Genomic DNA, 21,019 nt, shown 5'->3' on the forward strand with positions numbered 1-21,019 from the left:
AGGCCGGTGATACAGCAGAGTGTGCAGCACCGGCCAGCCGTCGGGCGGAGCATCGGTATAACTGTCCGGCGGCGGACTGGGCCACGAGGTGCCTGTCGGCCTGCTGCGGAGTCTGCGAGCAACCTCGTCCTCGGCAAGCCGAGGGCCAGGACATCGCAGTCACGATCGAACGGCTCACTCTCCACGTCTGTCAGTGGTGATCGCCATCATGGGGGTATGACCAACCCGAACCTGGCCACGGGCAGTATCTGGCGGCTTCACCACAACGACCAGGAGATTGCTCTGCTGACCGTCACCGGCACCGATATGCCCTGGACTCACGCCGAAGTCGACGCACTGTCTGGTTTTGATGAGTTCCGCCCCCTCTTCCGTGAGCAACAACGGGGTCTCGGAGAGGAGGACTGGGAGCGGGCCGACGCCTGCTACACCCACATCCGCAGTGCACTCACCATGACATTCCCCGACGGCGGCCCGGTCGCTGAGTTCATGCTGCATATCCACGACGACGGCACCGCCGCCTGGCGCTGGCACGACGAGCCCTTCGACGTGGTGAGCCCATGACGCGCTGGGTTCGCTGTTTCTGGGACGAGGAGGGCGTCTGGTTCTACTTCGAGCTGGACAAGGATGGCTACGTGATGCGGCAAGTCGAGTTGCAGGAGCCCGGCAGTAAGGCGTTGGCCGCTGCCTGGCTGGCCGAAAGTCAAGGAGCCCAAAGGGACGGCCGGTTGGCTGAATACGAGAGTGTCTACGGCCTGATCGCGGAACTGCCCATCTCTGAGTGGGAGGGGCACGACCCGCAGTGGTTGTCGGCTCATGAGTTCGAGACCGTTTGGTCGCAGGCTCGTCGACAGCTTCAGGATCGTCAGCGGCCACAACTTTCATGAGCGCGTCTGCTGCTATGGCCAATTACTAGGAATCGGCCGCCTTCGGTGCGAACCCGGACGTCAAGCGTCCGTCCAGAGGAGTCCGGGACGCTCGCACGGCCCCGCAGCCCAGCCTCGCTGTACGTGTCGGGAGACACCGGCCTCGGCGGCGACGTGGACGATCGGACAGGTGTGGCAGGGTTCGACGAGCCTTCGGTGCCCCTCGATCTTCAAGGGGCGTTCGCATGCGTCACTGGAGCACCTCGGTGCTTCGGTCCGCCGCGACGACCGTGCGGAGGGGGAAAGCGATGAGCAGTGTGATCGCGACGAGCAGGCCGCTCGACCATAGCGGCCCAAGGTTCCCGGCCCCGGTGCTGAGGGTGGTCGCGGCGATGAGGGGGCCGACGGCGGCGCCGATGTTGAGTGCCGCGGTCGCATACGACCCGGCCATGGTGGGGGCTTCCGCGGCCTCGTAGAGGACCCGCGTGATCAGTGTGCTGCCCAGCGCGAACGACAGCGCGCCCTGCACGAAAACGAGGATGAGCAGAGCGGCCGGCTTGTCGGCCAGCACAGCCAGGGCCGACCATCCGATGAGCAACAGCGGACCGCCGACGGCGATGACCAGACCGGGGCGCTGGTCGGACAACCGGCCGGCGAAGGTGACGCCGACGAAGGAACCCGCCCCGAAAAGCACCAGAACGACAGAGACCCACAGCTCGCCCAGGCCGGCGGTGTCGGTCACGACGGGGGCGAGGAAAGTGAAGCTTCCGAACGTTGCGGCGTTCACCAGCGCGCCCAGCAGCATCACCAGAATCAACCGCCGCCTTGTGAGCTGGGCGAGCTCCGCTCGCAGGGCTGGCCTGCCAGTCGCCTCTTCCGTCTCACGTCCCGCTGGGGTCCCCTTCAGGATGCCGAAAGCTGCAGGCAGGCAGAGCGCGGCGACGGCCCAGAATGTGGCCCGCCAGTCGAGCACCGTGCCGAGCACCGACCCACCAGGGACACCGACGATCGTGGCCACCGTCGTGCCTGACAGCAGCACGGCCAGCGCACGTCCCTTCTTGTCGGGCGAGACCAGCGTGGCGGCAGCCGTGAGAGCGACGGCGAGGAACCCCGCGTTCGCGAGCGCAGCGAGGACACGGGTAGCGAACAGGACGGGGAAACTCGTGGTGATGGCACCCGCGACGTGAGCCGCCGCGAAAACGAGGATGAACCCGAGAAGGCTGGAGCGCCTGGGCCAGTCGCGGGCAAGCGCTGCCACAAGGGGAGCACCGACGACCATGCCGACCGCGAAGGCCGAGGTCAGCGTGCCTGCTGTCCCAACTGCGACGTCGAGATCTGAGGCGATGTCCGGCAGGAGGCCGGCGAGCATGAACTCCGAGGTGCCCATGGCGAAGACCGCCATGGCAAGAAAATACAGCGGGATGGGCATCGAGTGGCTCCGAGGTGAGGAGAAGCACGAGAAGGTCATCTCGTCACCGCACGGCAGCCCCAAGGGCACACTCGCCCGACCGCAGAATGCGGTGCGACGACAGGGCTACGAGCTCAGTGGTTCAGGGGGCTGACGGCGTGACCGAAAGCCCCCACCTTGTCTGACTCAGGACTCGACATGGCCCGCACGGTACCCGACTGGTGCCCGTCGAGGCACTTGGGTTTTACCGGCATTGACCTGTGTCACCAACGTCATGGCCCGCAACATCCAGCGCCCTTCGCTGGGTTGGTCAGATGGCCGGATGCGTCCGTTCGGTTAGTGATGACTGTGGGGGGCCAGTTCGCGTCGCAGATGCTGACCGATCCGATGGGCACAACGCCGACCAGGGGACTCGCGCCAAGGCGGGTGCCGAACCACTACCACGCGGCCCGGTCCAACAGTGCGCGAAGGTGGGCCGCGGTGCAGCTCCGGCACGACGGCTCAGCCGCGCCTGCATGTCCTCCCCAGCAACCCCTGACCGCACCGCCCTGCAGGACGCAACACCCACCAGGTTGAAGGGACGTCTCCTCATAGCACTGCGCAAACAGGGCCCTGGAACCGCCGGGAAACAGGGACACAGACGGGCGCGGTCGCGTGGTCCTACTCCGGCGGTCTGGGCAGCTCAGAGAAGTGGCGGCGTACGGCATACAGGAGCGGTGTTCAGCTCGCTGGCCGGGGACATCAGCAGCCCGGCAGGCATCGGCGCCGCTCCAGCGATCGCGGGCAGATGGACGCGATTCTCTGCGCGGTCACGCCACGGTCGCTCTCCAGCGCCTTCCAGGCAGCCGTCCTCGACATCCGGCGCGACCAAGCCGGACCGGGCCCGAGGCTGAAGCGGCCCTGCCCATGCCCAGCCGGGCGCCGCCGGTCAGCTGCCGCCGACACCACCACCCTGTCGAAAATGGGTCTCCGGCATCCGGTTGTCGTGCTTCAACGGTTCCTTCGTCCCCAGGCGAGCCCAGATCAAGAACGTCACCAGGCCCACAGCCAGCAGACCGACCGGAACAAGTATCGCGAGAGCCCAATCGGGCATGCCGCCTCCCCATAGCGTCTCCTGACCTGCCAAACGCCCTACCACCACGGTAAGGCCCACTACTGACAACGAAGCCCAGGAAGGCGACGGCCCCCCTCACCCGGAATGCCGGCGATCTGAGCCATAGGCCCTGGGGCTTGGTCGACAGATGGCGTCAGCGGAGCTGAGTGGGCGTATGAGATCGCGGGCTTCCCACAGCGCAGGGGGGCGAGGCGGGGCTGCCTTACTCGATTGGCGTCGCACATCAACGGTCAATGAAGTTGGCATTCCCAAGGCTCGATGTCCGGCTCTCCCGGGGGCAGCTCCCCGGTGCAGTATCGATAGAGCCAGGTCGCAGCTCTGCGCTCCGCATGCTTCTCGTTGACCGGTTCTCCCTGCTCGTCCAGTTCGAGGACGTTGGCGAAGATCGCGACGCAGATCTCCACCTGAGAGGGCGACTCGCGCAGTTCCTCCCAGTAGTCGACCCCTTCCAGTATCGGATGGCCTACCGTCCCCCGGGCGAGCCATCCAGCGAAGCGTCGGAGGGCTCCGGATGCGCCAGGGCTGAGATGCGAAGGCATGCGATGAATCTAGCCCCAGTCTTCCCAGGTCGATCGTCGACCTATCTCACGGGGGCACGCCGGCGGGGTCGACGCTGGCGCCCTGGATCCGGCCGGTGCGCGCGTCGTGCACGTAGAAGAGGAACATGTGGCGCGCCGGAGCAGGCTTCGAACCGGCGAGGGCCGCAGGGGTCCGGCCTCGGAGCAGCAGGTTGGTCGCTTTCGAACGGAAGGCGATGGTGGTGCCGTCCGCGCTGATCACCGGCTCGTAGGACGCGTTGTCGGCAGGGGATCCGTCGGCGTCGGCGGTGACCAGTCGGGTGGCCCCCTTCCAGCGGTCGGTGACGTAGATGTTCCGGCCCGGCCCGGGCTGCTCGCCGGGCACCAGGTCGCTCCGGTCGGAGGAGTACGCCACGTACCGGCCGTCCCCGCTGATGGCAGGGCTGTGGGAGCTGCCGGTCCTGTCGCTTCCGGCGGGCTTCCGGCCGTGACGAGTTCGGGGTGTCCCGTCCGGCGGTCCGGACGAAGATGTGCGAGCCGCCGTTCGCAGGCTGTCCCGCCACGACGTCGGTGGCATCGGAGCCGAACGCCACGTATCTGCCGTTGCCGCTGATCGCCGCCTGACTCGTGGACCCCTTCAACTGCGAGCCGTCATCGGTGACGCTGACCCGCTCGGTACGCCGGGTCCGTAAGTCCCGGACGAACACGTCGTACAAGCGGTTGGTGTCGCCGGGCACCAGATTGGACGCCAGAGATGAGAAGAGGCCGTATCTGCCGTCCGTGCTCAGCCCGAGCAGTTCCGACCAGTCGTCGGGCTGAGCGCCGTCGAGGCCGAGCCGTGCGCAAGGAGCCCTCCACCGTGTCCGCCCTCAGCGTTGCCGCCTCCGCTGCCGCCGGAGCAGCAGCGCGCCCCGTGGTCTTTGCCCGCTCGGTCCCCACGGGCGCGACCTCGCGCAACAGCTGCCCTCACTGCGGCAACGCACTCCTCGGGGCACGCCAGCTCCGGCCGCTACCGCCCTCGGGACGCTGCCCGAAATGCAGGCAGCGCATTGGGCCCCCTCGCTCTCGGCGGAGCTGTTGGCAGCCGCGGCCTTCGCCGCGCTCGCGGCCGGCGGCGCCACGAGCGGGTTCGCCGCCGCACAGTACTGGCTCGCCGCATGCGGCGTCGCCCTAGCGCTGATCGACCTCGCCGTCCAGCGCCTACCCAACGTGCTCACCGCCCCGGCCTGCGCCGGAACGATCCTGCTGCTCGCCGGTGCGGCCCTCGCCAGCGAACCCGGCAGTCTCGGCCGGGCCGCGGCCGGAGCCGGAGCCGTCACTGCCGTGTTCCTTCTCCTCCCGCTGACCGCGGGAATGGGCCTGGGCGACGTCAAGCTCGCCCCGGCCATTGGCGCCCTCCTCGGCTGGCACGGCTGGACCAGCCTGTGGTGGGGCGCGCTCGCCGGATTCCTCATCGGCGGCGTATGCGGAGTAGCGCTGCTGGCCACTGGCCGCCACCGCCGCGCCCAGGTCGCCTTCGGCCCCTTCATGCTCATCGGCGCTCTCGCCGTATTCGCGACGTCCGGCTGAACCGCGAGGAGGGCTACTGCCCCGCGGTCGGTCATGGCAGCCGTCGCCATCCCCCTCATCCCGGCGGGCGGGCCCAGGCTCGGGGCCAAGAGGACGCCGGCCAGCCCCCACCCCGCACTGGCGCGGTATAGGCCCTGAAAGGGGGGCCGCGTGCCGCCCGTGGCTCGCATGCGACGCGGACCGGACGAACGAGGCAGCGCAGGGAGCGGCATTCTTGAGAACCGTGCCCGGATCAGCTGGTCGCGCGCCAAGTGAGCCACTTGGCGTCGGGGTCGTCGCCCTTGTAGTTGATGATGGCAGGGCGGTCGCCCTTGGGCAGCATGTGGATCGAGCACTGTTTCACGGTGGCGTTCGGCTTCACCATGGCGTGGGGTTCACAGATCGGGCCGTGCCCGAACTGTGCCTGAACGAGGGCGAAGAGGAGCGTGGCCCCCAGCAGGTCCTGGCACTCCTCCGGGACACCACCGGCGCCGAGCAGCGCCGTGACGGTTCGCCTCCTGCTGGTGAGAGCTGTCAGCAGGCGCCGCCGGAAGTCCGCGGCCTGGCGAGGGGTCTGCGGGCTGGTCCGCGGGCCTGGCGTGCCGGCCGGGTAGTGGCGCCGCAGCGCAAGGGTGCGCGGAGGCGGGCGTCGCCTCCGCGCACCGGGCTTGGGCGCCCTTCGCCCAGCCTGGCGCCCGAGTTCCGCGGGGTGCCTGGCGGAGGGCGAGGCAGCCCGCGGGACTGCTACGGGAAGGGGAACCGATGCCGGGTGGTCGGGTGTCTTAGCCTGTGAGCGGTCCGCCAACGGTGTTCGGCGGTATCGCTGAGGCGTCTTCCGGGACGGCCGGTGTCTCCACGGGCTTGCCGAGATCTGTCAGGTTCATCGTGGCCGTGATGCCGGCTGTCCCCATGGGGCAGTCGAGGCGCGTGCGGACGATGCGCCCGTCCCGGCTGATCCACACATCCGCGACGGCGGGGAGGTCGCTGCCCAATCGGTCCCGTGCCTCGGTGAACTTGGCGCGCCGGTCCTCGGCCATCCGGAGCGTGAGCGTCGCGTGGTCCAGCTTGCCGCGGTAGTGCACGGCCGGCGCACCGTTCACGTTCTCCTCGCCGGCCTTCGACACGCTGTGCATCCGTTCCACTTGCTGCAGGACGTGCTCGGGGTCGTTCACTGGTGAGCGCAGGAGGTAGTGGGACTCGGCCTTGTCACGGGGGACCGAGCGCCAGGCGGTGTCGCCGTTCTTCTCCCCTGGCATCCTGAAGTACACGGTGCCGCCGGTGAAGATCTCGTCGAGGGAAACCGTCTTCCCCTCGCCCTGGCTTGAGAGGTTCACCGTCAGGCGCCCCGTGCCACCTGGTATGTCGAGACTTCCCTTTACCGCCAGCGCCATGTTCGTGCCGTCGGCGCGTATCTCGATCTTGTTGTCGATCCGGGCACTGCTCTTCGCCGTTGCGGTCGCGGCGGCCCGCACCACCTGCCCGGAATCAGCCCCCGCACTGGGCGAGGAAGCGGGCCCGGCCGCCGTCTCCGCGGGCTGACGCGGCTTCTCCGCCGAATCCGTGGAACATGCCGCGCACGACAGAACAACGGCACTGACAAGGACGAATGAACGTCGCAATTTCCCCCCAAGAAAGTTATGACAGGGCGACACCGACATGCCCTCAAATATCGAATATCGATTCTATCGCCCCCATTTCAGCACAGGCTCGGAAGGGGCATGTGCACACGCAGGGCGCAGCTGGTGGCGGGCCATCGTGCTCGTAGGGCAGCGGAGTACCGGCGCTTGCCTCGCCGGTAGCGAATCCGCCGCGGACGACCTCGAAGGCTACCCAGGCGGGGTGCCCGGCCACCGGCGTGCGCGAGCCGACGGTCAGGGTGGCGCCAGCGTGCGGCCGACTGGCACGCCGCGCACGTCGGGCTCACAGCAGCGGCGCCCGGGCATCCAGGAGGTGATCCGTGGGCGTCTCGGCGAGCCCCCCACGGGATCTACAGGCGCTCGCCTAGTCAAGCGCCACATTGGTACGCCGGCCCGGTCGGCGGATGGCGCCAGCTAAGTGGTCCGGTATCGAGGTTGGCTTGTATGCGTCGCGGTCGAAGGCCGGTGGTCTGCCGCCACGGTTGCCGAGCCGTTTGCGGTGGGCAGCCTGGCCGGAGGGCTGTGGGATCACCGCCCGGATCCCGTGCCGGCGTAGCTGCGAGCGGATCGCGCGGGACGAATAGGCCTTGGTCGGCCAGGACCACGTCCGGTGCCACTCTCGGCCTGCCGACCGGTCGCGGAACCCGTAAGCGGGCCATGACCTGGGGGAACACGGGTGCGTCACCGACTTGTCCAGGTGTGATCACGAAGGCCAGGGGCTGGCACTGGAAGATCCTGTGACAGGCCACTGATCACGTAGTGCGCCGATGTCGTTCTCCGCCGTGCATTCTGGGAACAGGGCTGTGGTCAGACAAGCGACTGTCGGCGGCAAGGTGGATCTTTGTGGTCAGCCCGCCACGGGAGCGCCCGAGGGCATAATCGTGCGGCTCGTCTGCCGGGGCCCCTTCTATCAGATGATCCGAAGGGTACTGCTCAACTGCCTTGGCGCTGCTGATGCTCTCGAAGCCGCTGCACATGCCTGGCGTACTGCCCGGCCCGCGACCTCTGAGCTCGATCGATCAAAAGCGCTTGGGGGTCCGCCGCGCGCTCGTACAACTCGACTTCGAAAGGGTCTGCGTCCACCTCGACAAGCCGTGCCAACGCGTCCCGATCCTGCTCAGCCGTCGGACGCACGCGAACCTCGTCCCTCCACACCTGACCGCTCGCTTCGGCTTCGTCCACCTCGCCAATATATGTGCGGGCAGGCCGCATGCGGACTCCTCCGAACCAAGATCCGAAAGAGACGGCCTAGGTCAGCTCTATCGCTGCGGCCTGCCGTCAGGGAAGCCGCTACCGGCGCGGATTGAACGAACAAGCCAGTACATGGAGTGGCGGACTTGTGAACAGTGCTCGAATCAGCTCGTTGCGCGCCATGTGAGCCACTTGGCGTCGGGGTCGTCGCCCTTGTAGTTGATGATGGCAGGGCGGTCGCCCTTGGGCAGCATGTGGATCGAGCACTGTTTCACGGTGGCGTTCGGCTTCACCATGGCGTGGGGTTCACTGTCCGGGCATTGTTCGACCTTGGCGCCGATGGCCAGCATTACCAGCGGCCGTACCTGTTCCCCGCCGGCAGTCGCCAGCACCACGTCATCCTGCATGCTGGGGAGGAGGTCGTACGCGCCGGTATTGCGGTATTCGATCGTCACGTAGTAGGGGACGAGGTCCTTGTCACCGCTCAGTTTGAAGTCTTTGAGGTCCTCCAGGTTCCCCTCGCGCACGGTCTTCGGCGTGACCTTGATCTTGAGCATGTGGCCGTGATTGTCATCGACGGTGGCATCAGCGGTCTTCCCCATCGCCAGCACGTCACCGGCCCCACCGTTCCGGCTGCCCCCCACCTCCCAAAGGGCCGTGCCGCTCCCGTCGTCGGAGTAGGAGACAGTCGCCGGCTCCTGATCCTTGGCCAGCATGACCAGCGTGCACACCTCCGCTGTGCCCCCCGCTGCAAGTGCTCCGGGGTTTCCGCGGCTGCACTCCTTCGGCAGACCCGAACCGGTCGCCAGGGCATTGCTGAACAGCGTGACTCCCTTGGCTCGAATCCCGTCCGTCCCCACGACGGAAAGCTGTCCTGCCAGGTCCGGCTGGCTCAGCGCGTCCTTGCTGGTGTTGGAGAAGGAGACGGTGAGGTAGTAAGGCGTCATCCCCTTCAGCTCGTCGTCGAGCCGCACACGGTCAAGGTCCGATACCGAACCGCGCATCAGGCTCTTCGGGGCAACCCGAAGCTGGTGCGGCTTCTCCTCACGGTCGGTCCACGTGGCCTTCTGGGGCGTGGTGGTCCGCAAAGCGATGTTCGTGGCCTTCGACTTGGAAGCGGCCGACTCCTGCGCCCCCTTCGCCGAGGCCTTCGCACCGACAGATTCACCCCCACCGCATGCTGTGGCGAGCACGAGGATCACACCCGTCCCCGCAATAGCCGCTGCCTGCCTCAGAGCGCGCACGCTGCCTCCGTCAGTCCCTGATCACACTGGATAACCAGACTAATCGCACGGGCGTTCACGCCCGGACCAGATCGATCCGAGCCCATGCCCGGCAAGCCGTGGGCTCGAGCTCAGCAGGTAGACCAGTGACCAGCTCGACGATGCCCTTCCGTCACCCCAAAGCGGGCCTCACCTGTGGCCAGTGAAGCAGCCCTGGTCGTCCATCGCGGCAAACGCCTGCACATCAGCCTGCCCGGCACGGATAAGCCCCCGGACGCGAGGCTCAGGGCCCGCCGCCGGGCGACGGCGCCACCCGCAAGGCGCCCCGGCAGGGAGCAGGGGAGGCACTGATCACGGGGCTGTGTCCGCGTACTCGTCGGAGTGGCTCTGGCAAGATTTTCGTAGCCGGAGATCATGTCGGTGACCCGGTCGGCCGGTCTGCGTATTGTCGGCGGAGGTGGGCGATCAGGACGACGCGCTGGCGGAGGAGTGGAACGCCGGCGCGGCCAGCCATGAGACGTGTCTGCAGCTTGACATCGGTGATGCGGCCTTCGTTCACTCCGGAGTTGTAGGGGGTGGCGATGCCCTGAGCGACGGCATGCCGGTCTTCGCGCAGGGCTCCCGCGAGGCCGGCGAGAGGGGGCAGTCCGCTCTTCGCGAGGTCGTCGAGCCAGCCCGGCAGGAGTAGGGCGTCGCGGTTTTCGAGCATGCCGGCGAACCGCCGGACCAAGTCGTGGGCGGTTCTGAGCTCAGGGCAGTGATCGAGGAGCCGGGGCAGGCGGTCGTTGATGTGCGGGCTGCGGCGGGCCGGGTGGGTGGTGATCCAGCGGGCTGCTTCGCGTGGGGAAGGCGGTCGCTCGCGAGGCGCGTCCAGGGGCAGGCCCCGTCGTAGGGGTGCGACGGCCATTTTCACCCGCTGATAGTGGCCGAGGTAGCCCTTGGCCTGGAGTTCCTCGTGCAGGATCTTCGCGCTGTGCTGTCCCTCGTCCCAGCGTTGTTGCAGGTAGTCGAGGTAGGGGTCCAGGCTGGAGGGCTTGCGGGGCGGGCGGCGCATCACTTCCTGCCAGGTTCGGGCTCGCGCGTACTTGCGCACGGTGCGGCGGTCCAGGCCGAGCTCCCGGGCCACGGAACTGTGGCTGCGGCCGGTGCGCGTCAGAGCGTGCACGGCCTCGAACAACCTGCGGGCATGGCGCCCGGCCCGGGTGTCCGCCGCGGCGTCCTCGGCAGTCTCCTCGATCGGGGCTGAATCGATCTCGCTGACTGGGGGAAGTGCTGCGGGCAGGCAGCAGCGGTGCGTGGAGGCGATGTCCTGGACCCGGCGGGAGAGGCCCTGCCAGAGATGGAAACGGTCGCTGACCTGCACCGCGTCGGGGGCACCAGTGGTGATGCCCTGCCGGTAGGTGAGCGAGCCGTCGCGGCAAGCCACCTCGACACCGGGGTGCTCGCGGAGCCAGCGGCCGAGCCGTTCAGCGTCGCGTCCCTCCCAGAGCGTGAGCGGGAGCCGGGTGGTGGCGTCGACCAGGAGGGTGCCGTAGGTGTCGCCGTAGAGCGCGAAGTCGTCCACGCCCAGCACCCGGGGTGTCTCCAGTGGCGGAAGCGGCACCCGCATCAGCTGAGCAAGAACCGTGCACCGCGAGAGCGTGACGTTCAGGATGCGCAGCATCCGGGCGCCGCCCCGGCCGGCCAGGATCACACCGACGGCCTCCACAAGGCGCTGCAACTGCGGTGTGCGGCGCTGGTAACGCACGGTCAGCCCTGGGACCTGCTCGGCGAAGGTCACTTTCGGGCAAGTCGGGTTTTCGCAGTACAGGCGGCGTACGGACAAGTCGATGCGCAGAGGCCGGCCTCCGAGAGCGATGTCGGCGAGGCGCCGTACATAGCGGCTGTGGACCCACGTGCTTGGCTCGCCGCATCCGGTACATCCCGCTGATACACCGGATCTCGTGCGGGCGCGGACCACAACGACAGCATCGGAGACATCGACCGAGACCACCAGCACATTGGTCAACTGCGGTAACAGGCTCGCCAGTTCAACAGAGCACAGGCATAGGCTGCCCGGGATTCGGACCGGCCGACCGGGTCACCGACATGATCTCCGGCTACGAAAATCTTGCCAGAGCCGTCGGAGTGCTCAGGCAGGTACGGATGAATGTGCTCAGCTCGACGTTCAGTAACGCGGGGGCTTGGAGGATTTCGGGATGCGACGGAGTGCGACAATCTGGCCGTGTCTGAGGAGTTGTCGCGCTGGTATCGAGGCCGCCTGGTCGTGGGGCCGTTCAGGCCGTTCGAGGTCGGTGAAGTTGAAGGTCTCGAACGGGAGATCGGGCTGCCACTGCCGTCTTCCTATCGCTCGTTCCTTGAGGCGGCGGGAGGGGAGAGCCTCACATACTCGGTCCGATTGCCGGCTTGCGACCCGGAGCCGTTCCAGAGTTTCGACGACCTCTATCAGCTCGGCCGTGACGACGATGGAGAATACGGCTGGGGCACCCTGCTCGGCGAGTACCGCCGCAGCCGTGATGGCTTGCTCGCCCATGAGGTCTCACTGGCCGGCCTTCTTCCGATCGCCCGCAACGGCGGCAGCGACACCCTGTTCCTGGACCTGAACCCGGCGACCCATGGCCAGCTCCATGCCTTCGTTCATGGCATCCCTCACCCGGGGTACCTGTCGAAGGGGGCCTTCACCAAAGTCGCTCACGACTTCGACACCTACCTCGACAGCCTTGTCGTCGATCCGGACCTCGCTGAAGACACCTGGGCCGATGTCGTCGACAGTGACTCCACCGACCCTTGGCGGCGGACCGTCGAGGAATGGCTGGACAAGGAACTGCCTGGCTGGCGTGCTGAGTCGTGGGCGGCGGCCTGAGTTCCCGGGCTGGGTGATTGTTTCAAGCGACGTTGGTGTCACGTTCGATGGCGGCGAACCGGTTCTTCAGCCAGTAGCTCGGACCGTTGATGGAGACGACGTCGCAGTGGTGCAGGAGCCGGTCGAGGATGGCAGTGGCGAGGGGCCCGGTCAGTGTCACCGTGACGATGAACCTCGCGGACTTCGGCAAGCCCGTGGCGGCGGTGGCCCCGGCCCCCGACAAGGTCACCCCCGTGCCCTCCTCCGGCGGTGTCCTCACCGGCTGACGAAACGGCGACAACGTCAGCGTGGATCGAGTCTCCGCCCATCCTGCCGCCATCGGCACGGCTGCATGTCCGGCCCGCAGCACCTGGCCTCACGTTCGGGGGAGCGGAAGGAAGCTTGCTGTGGTCAGCTGCGTGCCTGGCCACAGCCCTGCCCGAGAAGGAACGGTGGTGGCGGCATCGGCGGCACGACGTGATCAGTACCCCTGTCACAAGATCTTCCAGCGCAGGTCCGCGTCCTCGCGCTGGAGCCCTGTGATGCGGCGTTCGACTTCTGCCAGGGTTCCCGGGGCCTGGGCGGCCTTCCGGGCGTTGGTGGTGATCATTCGGAGCTCCCGGAGGTCGCGCAGGGTGGGGTAGCCCTCCCAGGTCGTCACGTCGAATCCGTAGCTGTCCGCGAAGGCGTCGTAGTGCTCTTGTCCATACCCGAACCGGCGGCAGTGGATCTCGATGGTGACCAGGTCCCATTCCGGTTGCCCCTGGGCCACTGTGTCCCAGTCGCACAGGACTGCCCGCCCCTCGTGGTGCAGGGCGTTGCGGTGTTGAGGGTCGCCTTGGACGACGGCTCGCGGCAGGGCGAAGGCCACGTCGGCCAGGCGGGCTTCGAGAGTGGCCAGCCGCCGGGTGAGGAAGTCCAAGGTAGCTGCCGGCAGGGAGGTCGTGGCGTTGATGGAGGCCTTGATGGCGGCGGCGTTGTCGAGTTCCCGCAGCGGTTCTGGGGGTTCGGGAAGCTGGTGGAGGGCGCGGAGCGGCGGGGCGATCAGTTCGGCGGCTACCGGGTGCTGCGGCTGGGGCAGGTAGGTCCAGAACGTGACCGGGTGGCCGTCGATCACCGTTGGCTGCTGCGGCACGGGGTGAAGGGGGACGGTGGGGAAGCCGAGCTCCATCAGCCAGGATACGAAGCGGACGGTGCGCTGGACGCTGGCCTGGCTGGAGCCCCGGCGGGCGATCTTCACGACGACTGGGTCATGCGCGAGGAGGACGACGGCGTTTGTGTGACCGCGCAGGATCTTCGCGTCTGTGCTGTCGAGCCCCGCAGCCGCGCAAGCGCGGCGCAGAACCTCGTTCATCTCCTGCGTTTCGAACCCGCCATGGACCGTTGCTGGTGCAGTCATGGGCCAAGGCTGGCCGACGCTCAGCCCGGCTGTCACATCGGTCCCCCGGGCAGAGCGAGGACGTCGCTCAGTTCCCGCACAGCTCGGGCAGATCGTGCGGAGGTGGGCAGCACGTCGATGACCTGCTGCGCTCGGGCCCCGAGGATGGTGGTGCGGTGCCCTGCCGGCACCTGGAGGTACGTGTCACAGGCCAGCTGACAGGCTTTCCCCGGGCTGCGCTCGTGGGCTAGGCAGATCGCGGCCTCCAGGTGGAGCAGCGCCGGGTCGATGCCCGTGCGCGCCGGGTAGAGGGTGAGGGCTTCCTCTTGGACTCGGCGTGCCTGGATGCTGTGGCCGAGGGCGGTGTAGGCGCCGGAGAGGTAGAGCAGCAGGCGCCGGGCGGGGAAGGCGAAGGCGTCGTTGTCCGCGCCGGGGTCGCATTGTTCGAAGGCGTGTTGGGCGCTGTGGATGGCGTGCTCGGCCGATGCTGCGTCGCCGAGTTGGGCGAGTGCGCGGGCTTCGGCTGCGGCTGCGAAGGCGGCGGTTGCTGTCGGGCGGGCACGCGTCATCAGGCGGGCTTCTCTGGTCAGTGATACGGCGGCTTCGATGGGGCCGTAGTAGTAGGGCAGCATGGCGGCTTGGGCCCGGACGCGGGCGCGGAGTTCGAGGTTGCCGCTGTCGTCTGCTGCCGTGCGGGCGGTGTTGTACCAGGCGTGTGACCTGCGCAGGTTGCCGAGTTTCATGAGCGCGTCCGCGATCAGGGTCGCGAGGACGGCCGTCATTTCCGACAAGCGGGTTTGCACGCTGGCCGGCTGTCGCTCAGCGGCGAGGGCCTGGACGTCGGACAGCTCCTCGATGAGTTCCTTGAGTATGTCGGTGGGCGGGGCGTACAGGTACCGCTGGCGCGACCACAGCAGTCGTTCTTCGATCAGGTCCAGCTGCCCGGAGCTAACACTGCCCGTGGCCAGCGTGCGGTCCACGGAACGTCGGAGCTGCTCGATCTGCAGATCGACGTCGTGCTCCGGGGCAGGCGCAAGCGGTACGGCGGAACGCTTCGCCACCAGGTGGCGAGAGGGGGTGACGGCCGGTGCAGGGCCTGTGGTCGGGGCGCCCTGGTGCGGGCGGTAGTCGGCGGCGCCTGCCAGTCCCAAGCTGTGCGCGTCGGTGCGGTACAGCCGGCATAAGCGGTCGACCGTCGTCGCTCGCGGCGTGTGCGTGTTGCTCTCCCAGTGCCCCAGTTGGTCGGCATCGATCTTCGGCGCGGTGAGGCCTTCTTCCGCACAAAGGTTCAGCAACCGCTCTACCGCCGCACGCAGGGTCCACCCGTGCGCGAGGCGGTGTGCGCGAAGCCTGCTGACCCCGCAGCACTGGTGAATCGCCGTGGCCGTTTGTTCAGTCGGCCAGTCTTCCTGCTGCGCGCGTTCACGCAGGCGCGTGGCGCAGGCGCGTGAGTGCGTGGGATCCACCACCTGTTCACCCTCCCCAGCTCGTGCGTGGGTGCTTGCACGATCATAGGAACTGGGCCCTGCATCACGTGACGGGAAACAGTGAACTTCTCACTGTTCGCCTCGCCTCCCGACCTCATTTTCTGACGGTTGCTGGCAACCTGGCACATTTTGCAGGTTGTTGCGGCGCGTGGTCATGACCATTCTGCGTCTCCTGGGCCGGCTCTTTGCAGCACAGCGAGTGCGGCGCCGGAGGTCCGGATTCATCGCTCTGCCTTACGGAGGGAAGGGAGAGGTCTGTGCGCACATCTGCGAATGAGGCAAGAACCGAGACCGGCAGTGGCATCGCGTGCCCGCGTTCGGCTTTCCCGTTACGCGGCCATCTCATTGCGAAGCCGGTGCCCCGTCGCCACCGTCATGAGGTTGGGCAGCGACTGTCCCGCGGTGCGGATGATGCGCTGCAGTCGTTGGACCACCGCCCCCGCTGCCGCCCGGGCAAGGAGCCCCCCGGCGCCGGACGGGTCGTCGGCGAGCAGCTGTCGGTATTCGTCAACGACCGCGTCGAAGAAGCAGTCACTGCCAACTATGCCTGCCTCGCGGTTGAGCAGCGACCGGATGGCGGCACTGGTGTTGCGGCCGGGGGCGAGGGTCGCGGCGTGCTGGAGTCGGGTGACGGCGGTACCCCTGCATCCGGCCCTGCGGAGTTCGTTACCGTGCATGGGCAGGACGCAGGAGCTGAAGCACGGTCGGGACTCGGTGCGGTACCGGCAGGACACGGCGCCCGGCGCTGCTACCGGGCCCTGGGCAGCCCGCACGACAGCGCCCCTACCGGCTTGGTCCTCGGAAGCGCAGCCGGTGGTGCGTCATGAGCGTCGCGACTTCCCCGTGTGCCGCCCCGCTCCGGACCGTGCCCGCGCTGAGGAAACGGCCCCGCCTGCGCGCGGCGCACATGGAAGCCATGGCCGTGGCGCGACGAAAGGAAGCGGTGAGTGATGCCCGCCGTCTGGTCAAGGAGCTGCTGCTCCAGTGGGGCGTAGCCGGCGAGGAGGCGTTCTGCGCGGAGTTGTTCGCGGCTGAGCTGCTGACCAACGCCTTCCGCCACAGCGGGACCGACGATGCCAGCCGGGGTTCGGAGATCGGGTTGTGTATCGCCGAGGGCGGCGGCGCGATCCTGATCGAGGTCGAAGACTCCGGTGGGGCGGGAAGACCCACCGCCCGGCGGCAGATCGACGAGGATGCCGAGCACGGCCGCGGGCTGGATCTGGTGGAGAGCCTGGGCCGTTGGGGCTGGCGCACCCTGCCCGACGGCCACCTGTCCACCTGGGCCTACGTGCGCCCCGCACATCAGGAGGCCACACGGTGACCGCCGCCCGTCGCCCGGCCAGCGGACGCCCCGGACGTTACGGAGGCCCGGCAGGTGAAGTGCGTCCCGCTGATGCCGATGACACCGCCACTAGCGATCCCGGCAACCTCGCTCTCCCCCGGTGGTCCGGTGAGGCGGCGCCGGGGTGCCGTTCTCCTGCTGCTGGGCGCCTGCCCAGCGGGTGGGTGCCCGGCTCGTCTTACCCCTCTCCTGCTATGAGCAGCAGGCCGTGATCTGGCCCCTGGCGGCGGCCGCCCCCGAAGCCCGCCGCCAGGGAGCCTCTCACCGTCGCAGCCGGGCCCGCACTGGTCGGCGCTTCTCTGTCTGATCTTCCGGTTCTGCCCTGCCGAAGGACACCCGCATGAAGCTCGCCACCCGCCCCCAGGTCCGTCTGGATCTCCTGTTCACCCTGTGCCGTCTGCACCGCGGAGGGATCACCGCCCGGATGACCCGTGACCTCGTGCCCACGCGTCCGGAGCTGCTGGAGATAGTGCGGTGGGAGCAGCGCGCTGCGAGGGAGCTGGCACCGATCTTGGATGCGCACGGGTGGCCGGGGCCGGGTCTGGTGGGTGAGGTCGGGGCGGAGGCGGCGTGGTGGGTGACCTTGCTCTGCGACCGGCAGACGCTCTTCCAGCGGGACGCCCACCGGCTCCTGCAGGAGGCCGTCGGCCGGGGCGCGGCACCGGCCCGGCATCTGGCCTACCTCACTGACCGGCTGCTGATGCACGACAACGAGCCGCAGTTGTACGGCACGCAGTACGTGCTGGGCTCCGACGGCACGGCCAGCCGGCACCCGGTCGGTGCCCCGTGCCTGTTGGGGCTGCGCCGGCACCGGGTGGGGCTACCGAAGGGGGATGCGGCGCGGCCGGCGGACCTGCGCCTGATGGCCCTGACGCGCGGCCCGGTGCAGGCCGGGTACGTGAGCGTCACCCTCTAACCCGCCGTGGCCAGCTGACCACCGGGTCCACGGTCTCCACATTCCCCGCCTCGCTGGCCTTGGCCGCTGGGCGAGCCCATCTCACGATCACATGGAAGTGGTGTTCCCTATGTCCCGCAAAACGGTCCTGCCCGATGTCCGGGAGGTCGCTGAGGGGGCCCAGCAGGTCCTGAAAGGGATCGAGGCCGACGGCGAGTACGAGCGCCTGAGGGTTGCGGCGCTGGCCTCCACGGAGGTGTCGTTTGCGGGCTTCCCGCTCATCAGCCGGTGGGACGCCGCCCGGGACTGCGGGCCGTTGTTCACCGAAGCCCTGCGCGCGGTGGCACTGCGGGCGAGTGTCCTGGTCCTCACCATCGACGACGAGGCCAGCCACCTGGCGGTCCCGGCCCCGGTGGATGCCATGGTCCACGTGGTCCTCGCCCAGGGGGCGCTGGTCTGGCGGCTCGCCGAGAGCAACCTGCTGAGTCTGGTGCACCGGAGCAACCGGGAGAACCACGCCTACCGCACGGGCTGTTGCACCCATGCCTGCTACCGCGAAGCGTGGGGCGATCCGCCGGCCCGGTACTGGCTGGATCAGCAGGAAGCCGACCGGCGGCTGGCCGACATGAACGAACGGTACGAGAGCATCGGCCTGCGGCCCGGCGGGCGCGGTCACAGCTTCGACTTCCCCCTCACCGTGGGCGGTACCCGGTGACCGCTGCCCGCGCCAGCCTCCAGCCCCCGCTCCCCCTCCGCCCCCGGGACCTGACGATCGCCCTCCCGGATCCGTCTACGGAGGACCATCAGGCGGGGACCGATCTGACCGGCTGTCTGCTGACCGGCGCCCCCACCGCCGCTCCCCACCGTGTACTCACGGCCGCCGGTGACCGGCAACGGGTCGCGGACAGCGCCCGGCTGGTCACCTACAACACGCTCACCGGCGGCATCGACTGCGACCGAGACGAGTGGCGGCGCCGGAAGCAGATTGAGTTCCTGGCCTCGCTGGACGCCGACCTGATCGCGCTGCAGGAGCTGCGCGGCTGGGACGAGGGCGGCTGGTGGCGGCTGTGGAAGGCCGCCAACCTGCTGGGCATGGTGCCGCTGCCCCCGGTGATCTCCGCGCGCGGCCGCGGTAACGATCTCGCCCTGCTCTACCGGCCGGGCAGCGTGCGGATTGACGACTACGACAACAACGTGGCGCGCGGGGCGTTCCATCACGGGCTGGGCCGGGCCCGGCTCTACGTCCGGGACCAACCGCTGCTCACCGTCCTGTTCACGCACCTCTCCTTCCTCGGCGGGGCCGAACGCTACGCCGAGGCGCGGTGGCTGACCGGGTACGGCAACACCTACAAGGGCGAGCCGCAGCGGGTGGTGCTGCTCGGTGACCTGAACAGCATCGGTGAGCACGACCCCGAACCGGACTGGAACCGGATTCCGTCCCACCTGCACTCGCGCCACCGCCACCTGACCGCGAGCGGGGCGTTCGGCGACACCGACCGGCGGGCGATCCAGCTGCTGGCCCGTGCCGGGTTCCGTGACCCGTTCGACCTGCTCGGCCTGGGCCCGGCCCGCACGGCCGGCTACTGGAGCAAGACCGACCTGGTGGACCACCGCTCGGACTTCATCCTGCCCAACCGGCATGCCGCCGACCAGGTCACCGGCGCGGCCGTGCACGACACCGAGGAGACACGACTCCTGTCCGATCACCTGCCCGTCGTTCTCGAGCTGGCCCCGCCCGCTGCCTGATCTCAGCCCTGCCCCCTGCCCACCCCATCCCCGTCCTGGAGGCCCGCCATGCCCCGCCCGCTGCGTATCAGTGCACGTTCCTCGCCGCTCGCGCTCACCCAGGCCGAACACGTACAGGCCGCCATCACCGCCCAGCACGCCGGCGTCGCCACCCAAGTCATCCCGGTCGATGCCCCGGCCGAGCGGGTATTGAGTGAGTGCACCGGTCTGAAGGCGGGCGTCTGCGCCAGCGTCCTCGAACGCGCCCTCATCGGCGGCGGGTGCGATGAGCCAGTGCGCCGCATGAACGACGTCTTCGGTGTGCCGCTGACCACTCTGGACACCGGGTTCGCCGCCTACCTGCCGCGCGGCGACCGTCGGGACGCCCTGGTGAACCGGTCCGGAGCCGCCCGGGAGGGGCACTGCTGATGCAGAGGGACTACGACGCGCGCGGCCCGCGGCGCCGTGCGTCTGCCCTGATCCGCGACGGCAGCGGCCGGGTGCTCACCGTCTGCCATACCGAGCGTGACCGGTACTGGCTGCCTGGCGGCTACGTGCGCCCCAGGGAAACGCCGCGGGACGCTGTGGAGTACGAGGTGCGCAGGCTGACCGGCCTCACGCTGAAACCGCGCGGGCTTCTCGTCCTTGAACACCGGTACGTGGGCGAGGAGGAGCCGACCACCGAGTTCGTCTACGCGGTCCGGCCTGTCCCCCAGGACATCAAGATCGTGTTGCCGGAGCCGGATGGCCGGAGTCCTGAGATCTGGGCCTACCGGTGGCTCATGATCGACGAGGCCATCGAGGTGCGCGTCCTCGACGCCCACGTGCGTCTCCTCAAGGAGCCCCAGGCCGGGCCAGCAAGTATCGGCAGTCAATGCTCCCCGCTCCTGGCGCTCCAGATCCGCGCCGCGCTCGAAGCGGAAGCCACCGGCACCTTCATTGAGCTCACCAACGGCTTGCCGGAAGGCTACGCCGAAGCCCGGCAGCAACCGCCCGTTGAGGACGAGCCGGACGGTATGCCGGACCAGGCCCTGCGGCCGCCTGCCCGGCCTGGCGCGGATCGTTCCTGGACGGCCCCTCCCCCGCGACCGGTCATGGCGGACGGGACGGGTCCGGTCGTCTCCCGCCCGGCGCCCCTGCTCACCTGTGCCGAGGCGGAGCAGCGGTGAACAGGGTGCGCAGCATGGCTGACTGGGACCGGGCGTATGCCGAGGGCGAGGGGACTGGTCTGCGGATGATCAGCAACGCGGAGATGATCGAGTTCCGTCGGTTGGTGCGGCCGGTTCGGGGGCAGGTGGCGGTCGACGCCGGGTGCGGGCTGGGCATCTTCAGCCGTCAGCTGTGGCAGCTGGGGTACGACGTGACCGGTCTCGACTGGTCACGTCAGGCGCTGATCCGTGCGCGCACGGCCACGGGAGAGCGGCGGTTGCGGTATCTGGAGCATGACCTGGAGGCAGGGAGTCCGCCGGGGCTGGAGCCGTCGTCGGTCGACCTGGTGGTGTGCCGCCACTCGCTGGCCTACCTCATCGACCGGGAGGCGTTCATCGACCGGGTGCACGGCTGGCTGAGGCCAGGGGGAGCGATGTACGTGCTGACGAGCGTGCGAGAGAAAGTGCCTGAGCGATGGTGGCCTGCGGGGCTGACGAGGGCGGAGATCGACGGCCTGGGCCAGGGCTGGGATTCCGTGGCGCGCTGTGAACCGAGCTGCGTGGGTCGTACCGCCGCCATCGTGCTCCGTAAGGACGGCGCTCCCGGCCCTGGCCCGCTTCGAACAGGGGCGTAGACGCTTCGCGCACATCACGGCGACAGCGGGATCCACTCCGTCGGCGGTCAGAGCCGACCCCGCCG

21 protein-coding genes and 2 pseudogenes are annotated in these 21,019 nt (G+C 68.7%); 11 read left to right on the forward strand and 12 right to left on the reverse strand.

The features are described from left to right. Positions 1–216: 216 nt before the first annotated feature. Together AB8O64_RS01050 and AB8O64_RS01055 are read left to right on the forward strand one after the other, a co-directional pair. A complete protein-coding gene (locus AB8O64_RS01050; protein ID WP_370417281.1) occupies positions 217–561 on the forward strand; it encodes a hypothetical protein in 345 nt (114 codons plus the stop codon). Continuing rightward, a complete protein-coding gene (locus AB8O64_RS01055) occupies positions 558–884 on the forward strand; it encodes a hypothetical protein (RefSeq protein WP_370417283.1) in 327 nt (108 codons plus the stop codon). Before AB8O64_RS01050 ends, AB8O64_RS01055 begins: the two co-directional genes overlap by 4 nt. A gap of 229 nt (positions 885–1,113) precedes the next feature. Here the strand turns inward: AB8O64_RS01055 and AB8O64_RS01060 are convergent, their stop codons facing one another. From AB8O64_RS01060 to AB8O64_RS01070, 3 genes are all read right to left on the reverse strand, one after another. Continuing rightward, positions 1,114–2,292 carry a Cmx/CmrA family chloramphenicol efflux MFS transporter gene (locus AB8O64_RS01060; RefSeq protein WP_370417285.1) on the reverse strand — a complete coding sequence of 393 codons (1,179 nt, stop codon included), beginning with the start codon at positions 2,290–2,292 and terminating at the stop codon, positions 1,114–1,116. A gap of 1,323 nt (positions 2,293–3,615) precedes the next feature. Next, on the reverse strand, positions 3,616–3,924 hold the full coding sequence (locus tag AB8O64_RS01065; protein ID WP_370417287.1) for a hypothetical protein: 309 nt from the start codon (positions 3,922–3,924) through the stop codon (positions 3,616–3,618). 46 nt (positions 3,925–3,970) lie between these two features. Then, entirely contained in the window at positions 3,971–4,318 is a 348-nt protein-coding gene (locus AB8O64_RS01070; RefSeq protein WP_370417289.1) for a hypothetical protein, read from the reverse strand. Positions 4,319–4,938: 620 nt separating this feature from the next. On the opposite strand from AB8O64_RS01070, the gene AB8O64_RS01075 reads away from it, so the two are divergent. Then, positions 4,939–5,472: a prepilin peptidase gene (locus AB8O64_RS01075; RefSeq protein WP_370417291.1), complete on the forward strand. Its 534-nt coding sequence runs from the start codon at positions 4,939–4,941 to the stop codon at positions 5,470–5,472. Positions 5,473–5,704: 232 nt separating this feature from the next. Here the strand turns inward: AB8O64_RS01075 and AB8O64_RS01080 are convergent, their stop codons facing one another. The 5 genes and pseudogenes from AB8O64_RS01080 to AB8O64_RS01100 form a co-directional block, all read right to left on the reverse strand. Then, entirely contained in the window at positions 5,705–5,836 is a 132-nt protein-coding gene (locus tag AB8O64_RS01080; protein ID WP_370417293.1) for a hypothetical protein, read from the reverse strand. Positions 5,837–6,233: 397 nt separating this feature from the next. Further along, the gene (locus tag AB8O64_RS01085) at positions 6,234–7,109 is read right to left on the reverse strand and encodes a hypothetical protein (RefSeq protein ID WP_370417295.1); all 876 of its coding nucleotides are present in this window, start codon (positions 7,107–7,109) and stop codon (positions 6,234–6,236) included. Positions 7,110–7,527: 418 nt separating this feature from the next. Then, positions 7,528–7,978: pseudogene (locus tag AB8O64_RS01090) on the reverse strand (transposase); the annotation flags it as partial. A 465-nt stretch (positions 7,979–8,443) separates the two neighbouring features. Then, the gene (locus AB8O64_RS01095; protein ID WP_370417297.1) at positions 8,444–9,481 is read right to left on the reverse strand and encodes a hypothetical protein; all 1,038 of its coding nucleotides are present in this window, start codon (positions 9,479–9,481) and stop codon (positions 8,444–8,446) included. Positions 9,482–9,914: 433 nt separating this feature from the next. Next, the gene (locus AB8O64_RS01100; protein ID WP_370423762.1) at positions 9,915–11,501 is read right to left on the reverse strand and encodes an ISL3 family transposase; all 1,587 of its coding nucleotides are present in this window, start codon (positions 11,499–11,501) and stop codon (positions 9,915–9,917) included. A 225-nt stretch (positions 11,502–11,726) separates the two neighbouring features. Here AB8O64_RS01100 and AB8O64_RS01105 point away from each other — a divergent pair, with 225 nt between their 5' ends. Then, positions 11,727–12,365 (forward strand): SMI1/KNR4 family protein, encoded by a 639-nt coding sequence (locus tag AB8O64_RS01105; protein ID WP_370417299.1) that lies wholly within the window; start codon positions 11,727–11,729, stop codon positions 12,363–12,365. Between the two features lie 22 nt (positions 12,366–12,387). Here AB8O64_RS01105 and AB8O64_RS01110 read toward each other — a convergent pair. The 4 genes and pseudogenes from AB8O64_RS01110 to AB8O64_RS01125 form a co-directional block, all read right to left on the reverse strand. Continuing rightward, a pseudogene (locus AB8O64_RS01110) lies at positions 12,388–12,507 on the reverse strand (ATP-binding protein); the annotation flags it as partial. Between the two features lie 330 nt (positions 12,508–12,837). Continuing rightward, on the reverse strand, positions 12,838–13,743 hold the full coding sequence (locus AB8O64_RS01115) for a phosphotransferase family protein (protein ID WP_370417301.1): 906 nt from the start codon (positions 13,741–13,743) through the stop codon (positions 12,838–12,840). A 32-nt stretch (positions 13,744–13,775) separates the two neighbouring features. Next, positions 13,776–15,191: a helix-turn-helix domain-containing protein gene (locus AB8O64_RS01120; RefSeq protein ID WP_370417303.1), complete on the reverse strand. Its 1,416-nt coding sequence runs from the start codon at positions 15,189–15,191 to the stop codon at positions 13,776–13,778. Between the two features lie 347 nt (positions 15,192–15,538). Next, a complete protein-coding gene (locus AB8O64_RS01125) occupies positions 15,539–15,886 on the reverse strand; it encodes a hypothetical protein (protein WP_370417305.1) in 348 nt (115 codons plus the stop codon). A 146-nt stretch (positions 15,887–16,032) separates the two neighbouring features. Between AB8O64_RS01125 and AB8O64_RS01130 the strand changes: the two genes are divergently transcribed. From AB8O64_RS01130 to AB8O64_RS01160, 7 genes are all read left to right on the forward strand, one after another. After that, positions 16,033–16,530, forward strand: a complete 498-nt coding sequence (locus AB8O64_RS01130) for an ATP-binding protein (protein ID WP_370417307.1) — start codon at positions 16,033–16,035, stop codon at positions 16,528–16,530. Positions 16,531–16,891: 361 nt separating this feature from the next. Beyond that, positions 16,892–17,467, forward strand: a complete 576-nt coding sequence (locus tag AB8O64_RS01135; RefSeq protein ID WP_370417309.1) for a DUF6624 domain-containing protein — start codon at positions 16,892–16,894, stop codon at positions 17,465–17,467. A gap of 109 nt (positions 17,468–17,576) precedes the next feature. Continuing rightward, positions 17,577–18,161, forward strand: a complete 585-nt coding sequence (locus AB8O64_RS01140; protein ID WP_370417310.1) for a hypothetical protein — start codon at positions 17,577–17,579, stop codon at positions 18,159–18,161. Continuing rightward, entirely contained in the window at positions 18,158–19,192 is a 1,035-nt protein-coding gene (locus AB8O64_RS01145) for an endonuclease/exonuclease/phosphatase family protein (protein WP_370417311.1), read from the forward strand. The genes AB8O64_RS01140 and AB8O64_RS01145 overlap by 4 nt, the downstream gene beginning before the upstream one ends. Before the next feature lie 48 nt (positions 19,193–19,240). Then, on the forward strand, positions 19,241–19,600 hold the full coding sequence (locus AB8O64_RS01150) for a hypothetical protein (protein WP_370417313.1): 360 nt from the start codon (positions 19,241–19,243) through the stop codon (positions 19,598–19,600). Next, positions 19,600–20,340, forward strand: coding sequence for an NUDIX domain-containing protein (locus tag AB8O64_RS01155; RefSeq protein ID WP_370417314.1), 741 nt, complete (start codon positions 19,600–19,602; stop codon positions 20,338–20,340). The genes AB8O64_RS01150 and AB8O64_RS01155 overlap by 1 nt, the downstream gene beginning before the upstream one ends. Positions 20,341–20,354: 14 nt before the next feature. Further along, positions 20,355–20,954: a class I SAM-dependent methyltransferase gene (locus AB8O64_RS01160; RefSeq protein WP_370417316.1), complete on the forward strand. Its 600-nt coding sequence runs from the start codon at positions 20,355–20,357 to the stop codon at positions 20,952–20,954. Positions 20,955–21,019: the final 65 nt, after the last annotated feature.

The sequence above is a fragment of the Streptomyces sp. QH1-20 genome (genome assembly GCF_041283565.1).
Lineage (GTDB): Bacteria > Actinomycetota > Actinomycetes > Streptomycetales > Streptomycetaceae > Streptomyces > Streptomyces syringius.